This is a genomic window from Streptomyces puniciscabiei (assembly GCF_006715785.1).
Taxonomy (GTDB): Bacteria; Actinomycetota; Actinomycetes; order Streptomycetales; family Streptomycetaceae; genus Streptomyces; species Streptomyces puniciscabiei.
In genome coordinates this window covers 1491476-1509479 of the sequence record NZ_VFNX01000001.1, presented here as the reverse complement: position 1 = coordinate 1509479, position 18004 = coordinate 1491476, and the positions used below count along the sequence as shown (strand labels likewise).

The window sequence follows — 18004 nt, the reverse complement described above, 5'->3', positions numbered from 1 at the left end:
AGGACAACACGGTGGCCGGCGACAAGCAGCAGGCGGAGACGGCAGTGCCCGCCGAGGCACGTGACAGGCACGCGCAGCTCGCTGAGCAGATCGAGGAGCACCGCTTCCGGTACTACGTCAAGGACGCTCCCGTCATCAGCGACGCCGAGTTCGACAAGCTCCTGAAGACTCTGGAGGCCCTGGAGGAGGAGTATCCGGAGCTGCGCACCCCGGACTCGCCGACCCAGAAGGTCGCGGGGTCGTACGCGACGGAGTTCACCGCGGTCGAGCACCGCCAGCGGATGCTGTCGCTCGACAACACCTTCAACGACGAGGAGCTGGCCGCCTGGGCCGAGCGCATCGCGCGCGAACTCGGCGACCAGGACTACCACTTCCTGTGCGAGCTGAAGGTGGACGGCCTCGCGGTCAACCTGACCTACGAGAACGGCCGGCTCACGCGCGCGGCCACCCGCGGCGACGGCCGTACCGGCGAGGACATCACCCCCAACGTGCGGACGATCGCGGAGATCCCGGACCGCCTCGGGGGCGATGAGGTGCCCGACCTGGTGGAGATCCGCGGCGAGGTCTACTTCCCGATGGAGAAGTTCCTCGAACTGAACGAACGCCTGGTCGCCGCCGGAGACAAGCCGTTCGCCAACCCCCGCAACGCCGCCGCCGGTTCGCTGCGACAGAAGGACCCGCGGGTCACCGCCACCCGCCCGCTGCACATGGTGGTCCACGGCATCGGCGCCCTGGAGGGCTTCACGGGCCTGACCCGCCTCTCCCAGGCCTACGACCTGCTGAAGACCTGGGGCCTGCCCACCTCCCCGCACAACCGCGTGGTCGACGACCTGGACGGCGTACGCGAGTTCATCGCCCACTACGGCGAGAACCGCCACTCCGTGGAGCACGAGATCGACGGTGTCGTCGTCAAGCTGGACGAGATCCGCCTCCAGGGCCGCCTCGGCTCCACCGCGCGTGCCCCGCGCTGGGCGATCGCCTACAAGTACGCGCCGGAGGAGGTCAACACCAAGCTCGTCGACATCAAGGTGGGCGTGGGCCGCACCGGCCGCGTCACGCCGTACGCCCAGGTCGAGCCGGTCACGGTGGCGGGCAGCGAGGTGGAGTTCGCCACCCTGCACAACCAGGAGGTCGTCAAGGCCAAGGGCGTGCTCATCGGCGACACCGTCGTCCTGCGCAAGGCCGGTGACGTCATCCCGGAGATCCTCGGCCCGGTGGTCGACCTCAGGGACGGCAGCGAGCGGGAGTTCGTGATGCCGGGCGAGTGCCCCGAGTGCGGCACCCCGCTCAGGCCCATGAAGGAGGGCGACATCGACCTCCGCTGCCCCAACGCCCGTACCTGCCCGGCCCAGTTGCGCGAGCGGGTCTCCTATCTCGCCGGCCGCGAGTGCCTGGACATCGAGCACTTCGGCGAGGTGGCCGCCGCCGCGCTCACCCGCCCTCTGGAGCCGGCCGACCCGCCGCTGGTGGACGAGGGCGACCTGTTCGACCTGACGGTGGAGAAGCTGCTGCCGATCAAGGCCTATGTCCTCGACCCCGACAGCGGTCTGCCCAAGCGCGACCCGAAGACGGGCGAGGAGAAGGTCGTCACCGTCTTCGCCAACCAGAAGGGCGAGCCGAAGAAGAACACCCTCGCCCTGCTGGAGAACATCGAGGCGGCCAAGTCCCGCCCGCTCGCCCGCTTCCTGAACGGGCTGTCCATCCGGCACGTCGGACCGGTCGCCGCACAGGCCCTCGCCCGCGAGTTCCGTTCCGTCGACCGCATCGAACAGGCCACCGAGGAAGAGCTCTCGACCACCGACGGGGTCGGCCCGATCATCGCCGCCGCGGTCAAGGAGTGGTTCGCCGAGGACTGGCACCGCGAGATCGTCCGCAAGTGGAAGGCCGCCGGAGTACCGCTGGAGGACGCCTCGACCGGCGAGGACGAGGGCCCGCGCCCGCTGGAGGGGCTCACGGTCGTCGTCACCGGCACGCTGGAGAACTTCACGCGGGACGGCGCGAAGGAGGCGCTGCAGAGCCGGGGCGCGAAGGTGACCGGATCTGTTTCGAAGAAGACCTCGTTCGTCGTGGTGGGTGACAACCCGGGATCGAAGTACGACAAGGCCATGCAATTGAAGGTCCCGGTCCTGAACGAGGACGGTTTCGGCGTCCTCTTGGAGCAGGGCCCCGACGCGGCGGCCGAAGTCGCGCTTACGACCGAGTAGGAGCGGTTGAAGGCCACCCGTTCGGCGCATATCAGTTGCATACGGGTGGCCCGGGCGCTTTCGGGCAACCGTCGACGACCGATGCCCGTGGAAGCCTTCCGCGGCCTACTGTTGAGATGTGCACCTGCCGTGCCCGGCTGCGGTTGGGGCAACCCCGTGCGCTTCCGGCGTGCGGGGAAGGTTTCTTCAACGCGGAGCTGCTGATGGCTGTCGGACATCGGGCCGCGTGGCGTGGGCACCGCCGGCTGTGAGAGGGACGGGAATGGAACCGACCGAGAGCGTCGCCCCGGACTCACGGCTGCGCCTGCGCCGGCGCGCGGGCACCTGGTGCGCGACCCGGTGGACGGGCCGCGCCCACGGGCGTACGGAGCGCAGGTCCGGTCACGCCCGCGCGGCCGGACCCGGCACCGCCACCGACTCCCCCCCGCCCATACCCGTGGCCATCGAGCCCGCCCCTGGCCTGACCGGCGCCGAACCCGAACGGCGCCTCACCTGGCCCACCCTGCCCACGGCCGTCGTGGCCGCCGCCGCGTTCGTCCTCGGCGCAGGTTTCTACCGCGCCTTCACCGGCCACCACGCCCTCTTCCCGAGCGGCACCGTCGGCTGGTCGCTGGCCCTGCTCACCGGCGTCATCGTCGGCCACCTCGTGATGCTGGGCCGCGCCCGCTGGTGGCGCGGAACCGGTTCCGGCGCCGCGCTCACCCTCGCCGTCCTGCTGCTCTACGGCTGGGTGCCGGCCGGCATGGTCAGCCTCACCGTCGTCGTCCTGGTCGGCATCGCCCGGCGCCACGACTGGCGGCAGGGCGTGCTGCACGGCGCGGTGGACCTCCTCGGCATCTGCACGGGCGCGCTGCTGCTCGGCGCCTTCGGCCGGGTCCCGAGCGTCGAGTCGCCCTGGCGGCCCGACAGCTGGAGCTTCGCCGCCGCGCCCGAGGTGGTCCTCGCCGCCGTCGCCTACCTCGCGGTCAGCCGCGGCCTGCAGTGGTACCTGTACGCCCCGCGCGGCGGCAAAGTGCCCACCGTGGCCCGTACCGCCCTGGTCAGACAGGGCCTGGTCGCCGTCGCACTGCTCGGCATCGCACCGCTGCTGTGCGTCGTCGCCGACGCCCAGCCGATCCTGCTCCCGCTGTTCGCCATCCCGCTCATCGCCCTGGACTCCACCCTGTGGATGGCACGCGCGCGTGCCGAGGAGCAACTGCGCGACCCGCTGACCGGGCTGCCCAACCGGCAGTGGCTGCTGGAGCGGATCTGGACGGCCCTCGACGACGCCGAACGCATCGGCGCCCGTTCCGCCCTGATGCTGATCGACCTCGACCGTTTCCGGTCGGTGAACGACACGCTCGGTCATCTCGCCGGTGACCGGCTGCTGCTGCAGATAGCCGACCGGCTGCGGCTCGCCCTGCCGCGCGGAGCGGAGGCCGCGCGGCTCGGCGGCGACGAGTTCGCCGTGTTACTGCCCGTCGCCGACTCCACGACCTCGGCCACCCGCGTCGCCCGCGGCCTCGTCGCCGCGCTCAGCTCCCCGCTGGACCTCGACGGGCTCACCCTCGTCCTGGAGGCCAGCGCCGGTGTGGCCGTCTTCCCCGACCACGCCCTGGACGCCGAAGGGCTGCTGCGGCGCGCGGACGTGGCGATGTACCAGGCGAAGAGGGACCGTACGGGCGTGGAGGTGTACGAGTCCAAGCGGGACTCCAACACCCCTGACCGGCTCGGTCTCCTCGGCGATCTGCGCCGGGCGCTGGACGCGCACGAGGTGCAGCTGCACTACCAGCCCAAGGTCCGCTTCGACGGCCAGGTCGCCGGCCTGGAGGCGCTGGTGCGCTGGGTGCATCCCGAGCGGGGGAAGGTTCCGCCGGACGAGTTCATAGCGATCGCCGAGTCCTCGGGGCTGATGCCCCATCTGACGGAGTACGTCCTGGAGACCGCGCTCGGGCAGGTCGCGAAGTGGCGCGCGCAGGGCCTGCGGGTCCCGGTCGCCGTCAACGTCTCCCCGCGCGACGTGCACACGCCCGGCTTCGCGGGGTCGGTCGCCGCACGGCTGGCCCGGCACGGGGTTCCCCCGGGGGCCCTGCAGCTGGAGATCACCGAGCATGTGCTGCTGGAGGACCCGCAGCGGGCCGCGGACACCCTCGCGGGGCTGACCGGGCACGGCGTGAAGATGTCCCTGGACGACTTCGGCACCGGGTACTCGTCGCTGGTGCACCTGCGGCGGCTGCCGGTGAGCGAGCTGAAGATCGACCGGTCCTTCGTGGCGCGGCTGGCGGTCGATGCGGAGGATGCGGAGATCGTGCGGTGCACCGTGGATCTGGCGCATTCGCTGGGGCTTCTCGTCGTAGCCGAAGGGGTGGAGGACGACGAGACGTGGGAGCGGTTGCGGGACCTTCGGTGTGACGCCGTGCAGGGGTGGCTGGTCGCCGCGGCGATGCCTCCGGAGGAGACCACGGCGTGGTTGCTGGCCCGTGGGTCCCGTGGGTGGCAGCGGCCGCGCGCCGCGTTGCCCGCGGCCGAGTAGCCTTCTTGCCCGCCTGTGCGGCGGAGCCGCACGTCGACCCAGCTCGGGCCTTCGGCGAGCTGCTGGTCGCGGGGGAGCCGATCACGGCCGGGGCGAGCACCCGGGCCTGCTGAGGCAGGGGTGCGGCACACGCTGGTAGTGCCGTGCAACGGCGGTACGAAAGCCCGGCGCGTTCGGGATCCACTTCGCCACCGTGATCGTTGTACTGATCAGCGCCGGACCGTTCTTCGCGGTCTGACCACATCCACATGGGGGAAAGGCATCATGTCGCTGTTCGTGCCGAAGTTCGACAAGACCGTCCTGGTCCGTGACGCCGAGGCGGAGGTGATCGGCCAGGCGCCCGTCACGGTCAAGCTGCTCGCCGACAGCAGCGCCAGCGGGGGCGCGCTGTCCACCGTCCGGGTCACCCTCGCCGAGGGCGCGGACGGCGCCCGCCCGCACGTGCACCACAAATCCGCCGAGATGTTCTTCCTGCTCGACGGCGAGGCCGAGCTGCTGTCCGGCGACGACGTGGTCACCGCACGGCGTGGCGACCTGGTCATCGTGCCGCCGGACCGGCCGCACGCCTTCGCCGCGGCGCCCGGCAGCCCCGCCGACATCCTGATCGTCATCGCCCCGGGCGTCGAGCGCTTCGCGTACTTCCGCCACCTGCAGCGCATCCGCCTCGGCGAGGTCACCCCGGAAAGCCTCCTGGAGGTCCAGGAGCTGTACGACAACCACTTCCTGAAGAGCGACACCTGGGACGGCCGGCACCGCTGACGGCCGGTCCCGGGGAAACCGTTTCACGGCCACACCGCCCCGCCCCATAGGATTGGCCCCAAACCACACACACTCACCCCAGAGGATCGCTGCATGCCTGGCATCACGCGCGAGGAGGTCGCCCACCTCGCCCGGCTGGCGCGTCTGGAGCTGAAGCCCGAAGAACTCGACCACTTCGCGGGACAGCTGGACGACATCATCGGCGCGGTCGCCCGCGTCAGCGAGGTCGCCGACCAAGACGTACCGCCGACCTCGCACCCGCTCCCGCTGACGAATGTCATGCGGCCGGACGAGGTCCGTCCCTCGCTCACCCCCGAGCAGGCGCTCTCCGGCGCCCCGGCCCAGGAGCAGCAGCGTTTCAAGGTGCCGCAGATCCTGGGGGAGGAGTGACCACCATGACGGACAGCAACATCATCAAGCTCACCGCCGCGCAGATCGCCGAGAAGATCGCTTCCGGCGAGCTCACGGCCGTCGAGGTCACCGAGGCCCACCTGGCCCGGATCGAGGCCGTCGACGAGAAGGTGCACGCCTTCCTGCACGTCGACCGCGAGGGCGCCCTCGCCCAGGCACGCGCCGTGGACGAGAAGCGGGCCCGCGGCGAGAAGCTCGGACCCCTCGCCGGCGTGCCGCTCGCGCTCAAGGACATCTTCACCACCGAGGGCGTGCCCACGACCGTCGGCTCGAAGATCCTGGAAGGGTGGATCCCGCCGTACGACGCCACCCTCACCAAGAAGCTCAAGGCCGCTGACGTCGTCATCCTCGGCAAGACCAACATGGACGAGTTCGCCATGGGGTCCAGCACCGAGAACAGCGCGTACGGCCCGACGGGCAACCCGTGGGACCTCACCAAGATCCCGGGCGGCTCCGGCGGCGGCTCCTCCGCCGCGCTCGCCTCCTTCCAGGCCCCGCTCGCCATCGGCACCGACACCGGCGGCTCCATCCGCCAGCCGGCCGCCGTCACCGGCACGGTCGGCGTGAAGCCGACGTACGGCGCGGTCTCCCGCTTCGGCATGGTGGCGTTCTCGTCCTCCCTCGACCAGGGCGGCCCCTGTGCTCGTACGGTCCTGGACGCGGCCCTGCTGCACGAGGTCATCGCCGGGCACGACCCGATGGACTCCACCTCCATCGACGCCCCGGTCCCGCCGGTCGTCGAGGCCGCCCGCAACGGCAGCGTGCGGGGCATGCGCGTCGGCGTGGTCAAGCAGTTCCGCGGCGAGGGCTACCAGGCCGGTGTGATCCAGCGCTTCGACGAGTCGGTCGAGCTGCTGAAGGAGCTGGGCGCGGAGATCGTCGAGCTGGACTGCCCCTCCTTCGACCTCGCCCTGTCGGCGTACTACCTGATCGCGCCGTCCGAGTGCTCCTCCAACCTCGCCCGCTTCGACGGCCTGCGCTACGGCCTGCGGACCGGCGACGACGGCAGTCACTCGGCCGAGGAGGTCACCTCCCTGACCCGCGAGGCCGGCTTCGGCCCCGAGGTCAAGCGCCGCATCATGCTCGGCACGTACGCCCTGTCGAGCGGCTACTACGACGCGTACTACGGCTCCGCGCAGAAGGTCCGCACGCTCATCACGCGCGACTTCGAGAAGGCCTTCGAGCAGGTAGACGTCATCGTCTCGCCGACGACCCCGACCACCGCCTTCCCGATCGGCGAGCGCGCCGACGACCCGATGGCGATGTACCTCGCGGACCTGTGCACCATCCCGACCAACCTGGCGGGCAACGCGGCCATGTCCCTGCCCTGCGGCCTCGCCCCGGAGGACAACCTCCCGGTGGGCCTGCAGATCATCGCCCCGGCGATGCAGGACGACCGCCTGTACAAGGTGGGCGCCGCCGTCGAGGCCGCCTTCGTGGAAAAGTGGGGACACCCGCTGCTGGAGGAGGCTCCGTCGCTGTGAGCAAGGCACTGTCCAAGGCCAAGGGCTTCAAGAAGTCCAAGTCCGGTACGTACCTGTCGATGGCCACCACCGCGTTCGGCGCGTTCGGTGTCGCCAAGCAGATCAAGAAGGCCCGCGCCGAGCACGACACGCTGCGGCTGATCGACGCCACGGTCTCCGCCGTGGCCATCGTGACCGGCCTCGCGATCCTCTGCCGTGAGCTGAAGCGGCTGGGCGACGACGACGTCCTGCTGGGCTGAGAGGGAAGTTTTCACCGTGACCACCACGACCGACCTGGTGTCGTACGAGGACGCGCTGGCGTCGTACGACCCCGTCATGGGCCTCGAGGTCCATGTCGAACTCGGCACCAAGACCAAGATGTTCTGCGGCTGTTCGACGGCGCTCGGCGCCGAGCCGAACACCCAGACCTGCCCCGTCTGCCTCGGCCTGCCCGGCGCGCTCCCGGTCATGAACAAGACCGGCGTCGAGTCGGCGATCAAGATCGGTCTCGCGCTGAACTGCGAGATCGCCGAGTGGTGCCGCTTCGCCCGGAAGAACTACTTCTATCCGGACATGCCGAAGAACTTCCAGACCTCCCAGTACGACGAGCCGATCGCCTTCAACGGCTACCTGGACGTCCAGCTGGAGGACGGCGAAACCTTCCGCGTGGAGATCGAGCGCGCCCACATGGAGGAGGACACCGGCAAGTCCACCCACGTGGGCGGCGCGACCGGCCGTATCCACGGCGCCTCGCACTCGCTCCTGGACTACAACCGCGCCGGCATCCCGCTCATCGAGATCGTCACCAAGCCGATCGTCGGCGCCGGCGAGCGCGCCCCCGAGGTCGCCAAGGCGTACGTCCGTGAGCTGCGCGAGGTCATCCGTGCCCTCGGCGTGTCCGAGGCCCGCATGGAGATGGGCCAGCTGCGCTGCGACGTCAACCTGTCGCTGATGCCCAAGGGCGCCGACAAGTTCGGCACCCGCTCCGAGACCAAGAACGTCAACTCGCTGCGTTCGGTGGAGCGCGCGGTCCGCTTCGAGGTCATGCGCCACGCCGCCGTGCTGAACGACGGCGGCAAGGTCGTCCAGGAGACCCGCCACTTCCACGAGGACACCGGCTCCACCACCTCCGGCCGTACGAAGGAGGAGGCCGAGGACTACCGGTACTTCCCGGAGCCCGACCTGGTCCCGGTCGCGCCCTCGCGCGAGTGGGTCGAGGAGATCCGCGCGGCCCTGCCGGAGCTGCCGCTGGTGCGCCGCAACCGGCTGCGTGAGGAGTGGGGCGTCTCCGCCACCGACATGCAGGCGATCCTCAACGCCGGCGCGCTCGACCCGATCGTCGCCACGATCGACGCCGGTGCCGACGCGGCCTCCGCCCGCAAGTGGTGGATGGGCGAACTGGCGCGCAGCGCCAACGAGTCCGGCAAGGCCCTGGACGAGCTGGCGATCACTCCGGCGCAGGTCGCCCGGGTGACCGAGCTGGTCGCCAAGGGTGACCTGAACGACAAGCTGGCCCGTCAGGTCATCGAGGGCGTGCTCGCGGGCGAGGGCACTCCGGACGAGGTCGTCGAGAAGCGCGGACTGAAGGTCGTCTCCGACGAAGGCGCGCTGACCGCCGCCGTCGACGAGGCGATCGCCGGCAACCCCGGTGTCGCGGACAAGATCCGCGGCGGCAAGGTGGCCGCGGCCGGCGCCCTGGTCGGCGCCGTCATGAAGGCGACCCGGGGCCAGGCCGACGCGGCCCGCGTCAAGGAGCTGATCCTGGAGAAGCTGGGCGTGACCGAGGGCTGAGGCACCGCGGAACGATCCCGAGGGGCAGTACACCGAACCGGGTGTACTGCCCCTTTTCTTGCTTACAAAAACCTTATGAGGCGACAGAGTTCGGCGGAGTGTCCTGTGACGTCCCTCGCACTCCTGTGAATAAGCCCACGATCGCGGCAAACGATCACTTTCGCCTGCAACAGTGTCAGGGATTACTCATACGTTCTTTGCGGGCTGTTCAGTTTATGGACGATCGTTCCCGGCCAAAGATCCACAAATCGTACTTCTGGGAGCACGTCCGTGGCAGACCTCGCCCGTTGGTGTGTCCGGCATCGGCTGATCACCGTGCTGCTGTGGCTCCTCGCCTTCGGCGGGGTCACCACCGCCGCGGCCGTGGCCGGTTCGTCGTACTCGAACTCCTACGACGTCCCCGGAACCGAGGCGGGCCGCGCCACGCAGCTGCTCAAGGAGGGTTTCCCGGGCCTGGGCGGGGACAGTGACACCGTCGTCTGGCACACCGGCACCGGCACCGTCCGCGCCGCCGGTGTCGAGCAGACCATGACCCGCACCCTGGACCGGATCGCCTCACTGCCCGGCGTCGCCTCGGTGGCCGGTCCGTACGGCAGCCGGGGCGCGCAGCGGATCAGCGACGACGGCCGTACGGCCTACGCGACCGTCACCTTCACCCAGGAGGCCGAGCACATCGGCAAGGCCGAGGCGCAGGCCGTGGTGCGCACCGCCAAGGCCGCCGAGGGGGACGGGCTCCAGGTGGAACTGGGCGGCAGCGCCATCGGGCTCACCGCGTCCCCGCGCGAGCACACCGCCGAGGTGGTCGGCGTGCTCGTCGCGGCCGTCGTGCTGTTCCTCGCCTTCGGCTCGCTCGCCGCCTCGGCCCTGCCCATCGCCACCGCCCTCGTCGGCGTCGGCACCGCCTACTCCGGCATCGGGCTGCTCGGACACGCCATGACGGTCGCCGACTTCGCGCCCATGCTCGGCATGCTCATCGGCCTCGGCGTCGGCATCGACTACGCGCTGTTCATAGTCACCAGACACCGGCGCGGACTGAAACGCGGCCTGAGCGTCACCGAGGCCGCCGTGAACGCCGTGGCCACCACCGGACGCGCCGTCGTGTTCGCGGGTGCGACGGTGTGCATCGCCCTGCTGGGGATGTTCATACTGCGGCTGAGCTTCCTCAACGGGGTCGCCGTCGCCGCCTCGTTGACGGTCGTGCTCACCGTCGCCGCCTCCGTCACCCTGCTGCCCGCCCTGCTGTCGTACATCGGCTCCCGGGCCCTCAGCCGCCGCGAGCGGCGCCGGCTCGCCGAGCACGGGCCGCGCCCGGTGCTGCCCACCGGCTTCGCCGCCCGCTGGTCGGCGCTCGTCGAACGTCGCCCCAAGCTGCTCGGCTCGCTCGCCGTCGCCGTCATCGCGCTGCTCGCCCTGCCCGCCCTCTCCCTCCACCTGGGCACCTCCGACCAGGGCAACGACCCCAGCACCTCCACCACCCGCAAGGCCTACGACCTGCTCGCCGAGGGCTTCGGGCCGGGTGTCAACGGGCCGCTCACCCTGGTGACGCGCGTAGACGGCGCCGCGGACAAGCTCGCCCTGGACAACCTCGACACGACCCTGCGCGCCACCCGGGGCGTCGCCTCCGTCACCCCGGCCGTCTACGACACCGGCGGCGGCACCGCCTACCTCAGCGTCGTCCCCGACTCCGCGCCGCAGTCCCAGCACACCAGCGACCTCGTGGACCGGCTGCGCACGAAGGTGCTGCCGCGCGCGGAGGCCGGCACCTCCCTCGACATCCAGGTCGGCGGGGTCACCGCCGGCTACGACGACTTCGCGGGTGTGATCGTCGGCAAACTGCCGCTGTTCGTCGGCGCGGTCATCGGGCTCGGCTGTCTGCTGCTGCTCGTCGCGTTCCGCTCGCTCGGGATCCCGCTGAAGGCCGCGGTGATGAACATCGCCGCCGTGGCCGCCGCGTTCGGCATCGTCGTCGCCGTCTTCCAGTGGGGCTGGGGCAGCGAGCTGCTCGGACTCGGCCGGGCCGGGCCCATCGAGCCCTTCCTGCCCGTGATCATGGTGTCCGTCCTCTTCGGACTCTCCATGGACTACCAGGTCTTCCTGGTCAGCCGGATGTACGAGGAGTGGCTGGAGACCGGCGACAACCGGCGCGCCGTCCGTGTGGGCCTGGCCGAGACCAGCCGGGTCATCAACTCCGCCGCGGTCATCATGATCTCGGTCTTCCTCGCCTTCGTGCTCAGCGGCGACCGAGTGATCGCCATGTTCGGCATCGCGCTCGCCTCCGCCGTCGCCGTGGACGCCTTCGTCCTGCGCACCCTGCTCGTGCCCGCGCTGATGCACCTGCTCGGCGCCGCCAACTGGTGGCTGCCCGCCTGGCTGGAGCGCCGCCTGCCCCGGGTCAGCATCGAGCCGCCCGAGTGCCGCGCCGCTCATGAGAGGCTCGGCGGGGTCTCGGTGGCGGAACTGCGGAAGGAAGAGCAGCGCGATGTACGCGATATCCCTGGGTGACGACGGCGCCGAGCTGCGGCCCCTGGAGGTCTGGCACGCCGAGGAGCTCCTCGCCAACATCGACCGGGGGCGGGAGTTCATCGGCCGGCACATCGGGCTGGCGGAGGTGGTGTCCGACCTGGACGGCGCGCGTTCCTGGCTGAGGTCGTACGCCGACAAGCGCGCCGCCGACGCCGGCGGCCTGCACGGCATCTGGCTGGACGGGAGGCTGGTCGGGGGCCTGCTGTTCAGGGTGTGGGACACGTCGAGCGGCGTGTGCGAGGCCGGCTGCTGGCTGGAGCCCGCGGCGGCCGGGCGCGGTCTGGTCACCCGGGGCATGGAGGTGCTGCTGGAGTGGGCCTTCGAGGACCGCGGCATGCACCGCGTCGAGTGGTACGCGTCCTCCGCCAACGAGCCCAGCATCAACGTGGCCCGGCGGCTCGGCATGACCCGCGAGGGCGTGTTCCGCGAGAACCACCCGCACCGGGGCGTGCGCGCCAGCACCGAGATCTGGTCGGTGCTCGCCCCCGAATGGCGTGCGGCACGCGCGCGTAGCGCGCCCAACGATCATTAAGGGACCTCTCAGACAGGGTCCGTACGGTGCCGGGCATGGCTACGAAGACAGCGGAAGGCGCCAAGGCCGGTACCGAGGCGCAGGGCGACGAGACGGCGGTGGAGGCCGCCACCACCGAGGAGGAAACCGCTCAGGCGGAGGCTCTTGAGGAGAGCCCCGGGCAGGCGGGGGCCGCCGAGGAGGCGGCCGTCGAGGACGAAGCCGTCGAGGAGGAAACCGCCGGCGAGGAAGCCTCCGGGGAGCAGGAACCCGCGCGGGACAAGGCGCCCTCCGGGGTCGGACAGGGCGCCGGTGCCGTCGTCTCGGCCGCGCTCGGCCTCGTCTCGCTCAGCGGCGGTTGGATCGGCACCGTCGCGGGCGCCCGCCAGCAGCTCGTCGGTCAGCTGCGCACCTCCTCCACGGCGGGCGTCGCCCAGCAGATCAAGGCGGTGTACGGCGACGCCTGGCACAGCACCGCCCTGTGGGCCGGGCTGTTCGCGCTGGCCGCGCTGCTCACCGGCGTGGTCGTGCTCGCCCGGCCCGCCTTCGGCGCCCCCGGCCGCCCGCAGGTGCCCTGGATCAAGTCGGTCGCCTGGGCCGGTGTCTCGCTCGGGGCCATCGGTCTGCTGCTGGCCGTCCTGAAGTACTCCGACGCCCTGCTGGCCCTGCCCTCGACGGGCTGAGAAACCGCAGGTCCCAGGGGCCTTAGGGAATCCGAGAGCACCTTACGGACTCCCTAAGGCCCCTTACGCGCGCGTGCGGCCCGTGCGCCGCGCGAAGATGCGGAACTCTCCCGATGTGGCGCACCCCCCTGGGAGACGAAGGTGGAGGCATCGCAGAAAGCGACGCACGACACCGACTCTCCGTGAAGGACCGTCATGATCGAGTTCGCGTACCACAAGATGCGTTCCGCCGAGCTGATCCACGAGGCCGAGCAGGCGCGCCTGGCCCGCGAGGTCGCCCGGGCCCGCCGCGCCGCCCGCCGCGAGGGTTCCGCCGGCCACGACGGCGCGGTCGCCGAGTCCCATACCGACCGGACCCGCCGGCACCGGATCCCGCGCACCGCGTGAACACCGCACCAGCGGACCGGACCGGAACAGATGGCGCCGGAACGGACGGGGTGGGGACGGACGGGGTGGGCAGGGAGGCTGACCGTACGGGGGTCGGCCGCCTTCCGGACCTGCCGCGTCCTGCGGAGCTCCCGGACCAGGGTCGTACGACTGCCCACCCCAGTCGTACGACCCTTCCGTCCGTCGGTACGACAATCGCACCGAGTCTGTGGAAAACCGCTGCCCTGCCGTCCGGGCCTCGTGCGATGCTCGGGCCCGTGGAGAACAGGTCCGTCAGCCCCGTGTTCGTCGGCCGCACCGACGAACTGGACACCTTGAACGACGCGCTCGCCCGCGCCCGCGCCGGCGAGCCCCAGGCGCTGCTGCTCGGCGGCGAGGCCGGGGTCGGCAAGACCCGACTCGTCGAGGAGTTCGCCACGGCCGCCGGCCGGCACGCGGTCGTCGCCGTCGGCGGTTGTGTCGAGATCGGCGCCGACGGACTGCCGTTCGCGCCCTTCTCCACCGCGCTGCGCGCCCTGCGCGACGCCCTGCCCGAGGAGTTCGCCGCCGCCGCCCAGGGGCAGGAGGAGGAACTGGCCCGCCTCCTGCCCGACCTGGGCGAGGCCGGCGCCGGCCGGCATGACGAGCAGGGCATGGCCCGCCTGTTCGAACTCACCGCCCGGCTGCTGGAACGGGTCGCCGCCGAGCACCCGGTCGTGCTCGTCCTGGAGGATCTGCACTGGGCCGACGCCTCCACCCGCCACCTCCTCGCCTACCTCTTCCGCACCCTGCGCGCCGGCCGGCTGCTCGTCCTCGCCAGCTACCGCTCCGACGACGTCCACCGCCGCCATCCGCTGCGCCCCCTGCTCGCCGAACTCGACCGGCTGCGCACGGTCCGCCGCATCGAACTGGCCCGCTTCACCCGCGAGGAGGTGAGCCGCCAGATCGCCGGCATCCTCGCCGCCGAACCGGACCCCGCCCAGGTGGACGAGATCTTCGAACGCTCCGACGGCAACGCCTTCTTCGTCGAGGAACTCGCCGTCGCCGCCTGCGACGGCTGCTGCACCGGCCTCACCGACTCCCTGCGCGACCTGCTCCTGGTCCGCGTCGAGGCACTGCCCGAGAGCGCCCAGCGGGTCGCCCGGATCGTCGCCGAGGGCGGCTCCACCGTGGAGTACCGGCTGATCGCCGCCGTCGCCCAGCTCGGCGAGGACGACCTCATCGAGGCGCTGCGGGCCGCCGTCGGCGCCAACATCCTCACCGTCACCCCAACTGGCGACGGCTACCGGTTCCGGCACTCCCTGGTCCGCGAGGCCGTCGCCGACGACCTGCTGCCCGGCGAACGCTCCCGGCTCAACCGCCGCTACGCCGAAGCCCTGGAGGCCGACCCCACGCTCGTCCCGGCCGACGCCCGCGTGATGCGCCTGGCCAGTTACTGGTACCACGCCCACGACGCCGCCAAGGCCCTGCCCGCCGTCCTGGACGCCTCCGTCGTGGCCCGCCGCCGGCACGCCTACACCGAGCAACTCGGGCTCCTGGAGCGGGCGATGGAGCTGTGGGACAGCGCCCCGCAGGAGGTCCGCTCCGCCCTCCGCCCGGTGGACTACACCGAGGTCTACCCTCCGTGCGGCTGCGACCCGGCCACCGCCCCGCTGCGCTATCTCGACCTGATGGCCGAGGCGGCGGTGGCGGGCCGCTTCGGCGGGGAACGGGAACGCGCCCTGAAGATCACCAAGCGGGCGCTGCGCCTCCTGGAGGACGAGCCGGACCCCCTGCGCGCCGCCTGGTTCTGGGTGCAGCGCTCGCGGCTCGTCCAGGCCCAGACCCGCTCGGACGGATGGCAGGAACTGGCCACCGCCCAGGACCTGGTGCGCGGCCTGCCGCCGTCCGAGGTGCACGCCGAGGTGCTGGCCCTCGCCGCCAACTGGTCCATGCTGCACCGGCCCGGCCCCGACGCCTTCGCCGCCGCCGAGCGTGCCGTGGAGTACGCGCGCATGGTCGGTGCCCGCGACATCGAACTGCACGCCCGCCTCACCCTCGGCTGTCTCAAGGTGGACTCCGGCGACACCGAGACCGGCCTGGCGGAGATGCGGCAGGTGCTGCGGGACACCCTCGCCGAGGGCGTGCACCATGTCACGGGACGCGCCTATGTGAACCTGCCCTCCCAGCTGCAGGGCATCGGCCGCGACCGGGAGGCGGTCCCCCTGCTGCGCGAGGGCATCGCCTTCGCCCGCACCCATGGGCTGATGGACTCCGAGTCCTGGATACGCGGGAACCTGTCCGAGGCGCTCTACTCGCTCGGCGAGTGGGCGGAGGCCGCCGAGACCGCCACCCACGCCACGCGGGTCGGCCACAGCGCCAAGCCCCGCGGTCAGGGCGCCCTGCGCCTGGCACACCTCGCCCTGGCCCGCGGCGACCTCGCCGAGGCGAGCCGCCGGCTCGCCGCCGCCCGCGCCCACTACGGCACCCATGACCCCATGCCCCAGCACTCCCTGCCGCTGGCCCGGGTCGCCCTCGGGGTCGCCGCGGAGGAGGGCCGTATCGCCGACGCCCGCGCCGAACTGCTCAGGGCCCTGGACGACGGATTCCCACCCGGCACCCAGCGCTACGGCTGGCCGCTGCTGCGGGCGGCCGCCACCGCGGAGGCCGAGGCCCGCGCCCTGCCGGCCGCCGAGCCCGGCCGTGCCGAGATCCTCGACCGCCTGCGCGAAGCCGTACGCGCTCTGACCACCGGCGCCCCGCTCTGGGAGGCCTACGACCGGTGGACCCACGCCGAGCTGCGCCGCGCGGAGGGCACGGACACCGCCGACGACTGGTCACCGGTCGTCACCGCCTTCGAGTGCCTGGACCGCCCCTACGAACTCGCCCGGGTCCGCCACCGCCTCGCCGCCGCCCTCCTGGCCGACGGCGGCGGCGACGAACGCGACCGCGCGGTGGAACTGCTCCGGCTGGCCGCCGCCGTCGCCGCCCACCTCGACGCCCGCTCTCTCGCGGGCACCGTCGCCCGGCTCGCCCAGCGCGCCCGCCTCACCCTGACCCGCGCCAACGGGCAGGCCCTCGCCGCCGCCGACCCGGCCGCGGCCCTCGGCCTCACCAGCCGGGAGCGGGACGTGCTGCGCCTGGTCTCGGCCGGCCGCACCAACCGCCAGATCGCCCAGGAACTGTTCATCTCCCCGAAGACCGCGAGCGTCCACGTCTCCAACATCCTCAGCAAGCTCGGCGTCTCCGGCCGGGGCGAGGCGGCCGCGATGGCGCACCGGCTGGGACTGTTCGCGGCCGAGACGCTCACTGCCGGAACGGCGGGGTGAGACCTACGCTGAAGAAAAGCCGCAAGGGGGAGAAAGCGGGGGAGGGGCCGTGTTCAACGCCTTCGAGGAACTGTTCGCACCCGGTCGCAAACACACCCGGGACGAACAGAACCGCCTGGAGCTGACCCGCGAGGACGTCGGCGACAACGACCCCGGACGGGGCCCGATAGACCTGTCCTCCGGGAAGGCGGTCATACGGCTGCCGGAGCCACCGCCGGCCGACGACGAGTGACGGCGCCGCTCACCGCACCTCCACCTCCAGCACCCGGTCGTCGCCGTTCTTCGGATGGCCCCGGCCGTCCGTGTTGCTCGTCGTCAGCCACAGCCTGTCGCCACCCGCCGCGACCACCGTGCGCAGCCGGCCGTAGGTACCGGTGAGGAAGGCCTCGGGCGGAGCCGAGGCCTCCGTGCCCTTGAGCGGGATGCGCCACAGCCGCTCGCCCTTCAGGGCCGCCATCCAGATCACGCCGTTGACATCGGCGATCCCGCTGGGGGAGGCGTCGTCGGTGTGCCACTGGGCGATCGGGTTCTGGAAGGCGGGGTCGGCCGACCTGCCCTCGGCCTTCGGCCAGCCGTAGTCGCCGCCCGGCTTGATCGCGTTCAGCTCGTCCCAGGTGTCCTGGCCGAACTCCGAGGCGAACAGGCGCTGTCGGTCGTCCCAGGCCAGGCCCTGGACGTTGCGATGGCCGTAGGAATACACCGGCGAGCCGGGGAACGGATTGCCGGGGGCCGCCTCGCCCTCCGGGGTCAGGCGCAGGATCTTGCCGCCCAGGGACTTCCTGTCCTGGGCCAGGCCCCGCTCGCCGCTCTCGCCGGTGCCTGCGTACAGCATGCCGTCCGGACCGAACGCGATCCGGCCGCCGTTGTGCACGACGCCCTTGGGGATGCCCCTGAACACCGTGTCCGGAGCGCCCAGTTGCTCACCGGGCGGCTTGCGCTCGTCGTAGAGCATGCGGACGATGCGGTTGTCCGAGGCCGAGGTGAAGTAGGCGTAGATCATGTGGTCCGAGGCGTAGTCGGGGGACAGGGCGATGCCCAGCAGACCGCCCTCCCCGGCCGGGGAGACCCCGGAGACCGTGCCCAGCTCGGTCTTCCGGCCCGTCTTCTCGTCGATCCGGGTGATCGTGCCGTCGTCGCGGGAGGAGACCAGCAGAGCGCCGCCGGGCAGCGGAGCAAGCCCCCACGGCGTCCTCAGGCCCTCGGCCACGGTGCGCAGCACCTTCACCGAGCCCCTGGCCGGCGGCACCGGCTCGGTGGCGCGGCCGGAGGGGGCCGGGCCCGGTGCCGTACCGGTGGCCGTGGTCCTCCCGGGAGGGCCGAGCAGGTGTCCCCCGCCGCCCGAGGAGCAGCCGGCCGTCAGCAGGAGGGCGGCCGCGGCCAACACGGCCGGCACAGCTCGTCGTTGCACGATCACGGTCCCTTCGAGGCGGTCATCCAGCGGCAGGTGCTACTTCTCATACACCGCCCCGCCCC

General features: G+C 71.9%; 14 protein-coding genes. 13 read left to right on the top strand and 1 reads right to left on the bottom strand.

Annotation, left to right across the window (positions count from 1 at the left end):
- The first annotated feature begins 11 nt into the window (after positions 1 to 11).
- The 13 genes from ligA to FB563_RS06635 all read left to right on the top strand — a co-directional run bounded on the left by ligA (position 12) and on the right by FB563_RS06635 (position 16763).
- Positions 12 to 2204: an NAD-dependent DNA ligase LigA gene (gene ligA, locus FB563_RS06695; protein WP_055708129.1), complete on the top strand. Its 2193-nt coding sequence runs from the start codon at positions 12 to 14 to the stop codon at positions 2202 to 2204.
- A gap of 262 nt (positions 2205 to 2466) precedes the next feature.
- On the top strand, positions 2467 to 4716 hold the full coding sequence (locus tag FB563_RS06690; RefSeq protein WP_055708130.1) for a putative bifunctional diguanylate cyclase/phosphodiesterase: 2250 nt from the start codon (positions 2467 to 2469) through the stop codon (positions 4714 to 4716).
- A gap of 264 nt (positions 4717 to 4980) precedes the next feature.
- Positions 4981 to 5475, top strand: a complete 495-nt coding sequence (locus tag FB563_RS06685; RefSeq protein WP_055708131.1) for a cupin domain-containing protein — start codon at positions 4981 to 4983, stop codon at positions 5473 to 5475.
- 93 nt (positions 5476 to 5568) lie between these two features.
- Positions 5569 to 5865: an Asp-tRNA(Asn)/Glu-tRNA(Gln) amidotransferase subunit GatC gene (gene gatC, locus FB563_RS06680; protein WP_004925108.1), complete on the top strand. Its 297-nt coding sequence runs from the start codon at positions 5569 to 5571 to the stop codon at positions 5863 to 5865.
- Positions 5866 to 5870: 5 nt separating this feature from the next.
- Complete coding sequence (gene gatA / locus FB563_RS06675; RefSeq protein WP_055708132.1) at positions 5871 to 7370, top strand: Asp-tRNA(Asn)/Glu-tRNA(Gln) amidotransferase subunit GatA; 1500 nt, start codon at positions 5871 to 5873, stop codon at positions 7368 to 7370.
- Complete coding sequence (locus tag FB563_RS06670; RefSeq protein ID WP_055708133.1) at positions 7367 to 7609, top strand: hypothetical protein; 243 nt, start codon at positions 7367 to 7369, stop codon at positions 7607 to 7609. The genes gatA and FB563_RS06670 overlap by 4 nt, the downstream gene beginning before the upstream one ends.
- Before the next feature lie 16 nt (positions 7610 to 7625).
- Entirely contained in the window at positions 7626 to 9140 is a 1515-nt protein-coding gene (gene gatB, locus FB563_RS06665; protein WP_055708134.1) for an Asp-tRNA(Asn)/Glu-tRNA(Gln) amidotransferase subunit GatB, read from the top strand.
- 270 nt (positions 9141 to 9410) lie between these two features.
- Positions 9411 to 11642 carry an MMPL family transporter gene (locus tag FB563_RS06660; RefSeq protein ID WP_055708135.1) on the top strand — a complete coding sequence of 744 codons (2232 nt, stop codon included), beginning with the start codon at positions 9411 to 9413 and terminating at the stop codon, positions 11640 to 11642.
- Positions 11620 to 12195 carry a GNAT family N-acetyltransferase gene (locus FB563_RS06655; RefSeq protein ID WP_055708136.1) on the top strand — a complete coding sequence of 192 codons (576 nt, stop codon included), beginning with the start codon at positions 11620 to 11622 and terminating at the stop codon, positions 12193 to 12195. The genes FB563_RS06660 and FB563_RS06655 overlap by 23 nt, the downstream gene beginning before the upstream one ends.
- A 35-nt stretch (positions 12196 to 12230) precedes the next feature.
- The gene (locus FB563_RS06650; RefSeq protein ID WP_055708137.1) at positions 12231 to 12857 is read left to right on the top strand and encodes a hypothetical protein; all 627 of its coding nucleotides are present in this window, start codon (positions 12231 to 12233) and stop codon (positions 12855 to 12857) included.
- Between the two features lie 195 nt (positions 12858 to 13052).
- Complete coding sequence (locus tag FB563_RS06645) at positions 13053 to 13244, top strand: hypothetical protein (protein ID WP_055708138.1); 192 nt, start codon at positions 13053 to 13055, stop codon at positions 13242 to 13244.
- Between the two features lie 245 nt (positions 13245 to 13489).
- Entirely contained in the window at positions 13490 to 16531 is a 3042-nt protein-coding gene (locus tag FB563_RS06640) for a helix-turn-helix transcriptional regulator (protein WP_107100710.1), read from the top strand.
- Between the two features lie 49 nt (positions 16532 to 16580).
- The gene (locus FB563_RS06635; protein WP_055708139.1) at positions 16581 to 16763 is read left to right on the top strand and encodes a DUF6191 domain-containing protein; all 183 of its coding nucleotides are present in this window, start codon (positions 16581 to 16583) and stop codon (positions 16761 to 16763) included.
- A gap of 9 nt (positions 16764 to 16772) precedes the next feature.
- Here the strand turns inward: FB563_RS06635 and FB563_RS06630 are convergent, their stop codons facing one another.
- Positions 16773 to 17945, bottom strand: coding sequence for a PQQ-dependent sugar dehydrogenase (locus FB563_RS06630; RefSeq protein WP_234357868.1), 1173 nt, complete (start codon positions 17943 to 17945; stop codon positions 16773 to 16775).
- Positions 17946 to 18004 lie beyond the last annotated feature (59 nt).

Excerpts from the sequence above, each read along its gene's own strand:
- FB563_RS06655 (WP_055708136.1), top strand. The coding sequence starts at position 11,620 with ATGTACGCGATATCCCTGGGTGACGACGGCGCCGAGCTGCGGCCCCTG.
- gatA (WP_055708132.1), top strand. The coding sequence starts at position 5,871 with ATGACGGACAGCAACATCATCAAGCTCACCGCCGCGCAGATCGCCGAG.
- FB563_RS06650 (WP_055708137.1), top strand. The coding sequence starts at position 12,231 with ATGGCTACGAAGACAGCGGAAGGCGCCAAGGCCGGTACCGAGGCGCAG.
- gatC (WP_004925108.1), top strand. The coding sequence starts at position 5,569 with ATGCCTGGCATCACGCGCGAGGAGGTCGCCCACCTCGCCCGGCTGGCG.
- FB563_RS06685 (WP_055708131.1), top strand. The coding sequence starts at position 4,981 with ATGTCGCTGTTCGTGCCGAAGTTCGACAAGACCGTCCTGGTCCGTGAC.
- FB563_RS06640 (WP_107100710.1), top strand. The coding sequence starts at position 13,490 with ATGCTCGGGCCCGTGGAGAACAGGTCCGTCAGCCCCGTGTTCGTCGGC.
- FB563_RS06690 (WP_055708130.1), top strand. The coding sequence starts at position 2,467 with ATGGAACCGACCGAGAGCGTCGCCCCGGACTCACGGCTGCGCCTGCGC.
- FB563_RS06645 (WP_055708138.1), top strand. The coding sequence starts at position 13,053 with ATGATCGAGTTCGCGTACCACAAGATGCGTTCCGCCGAGCTGATCCAC.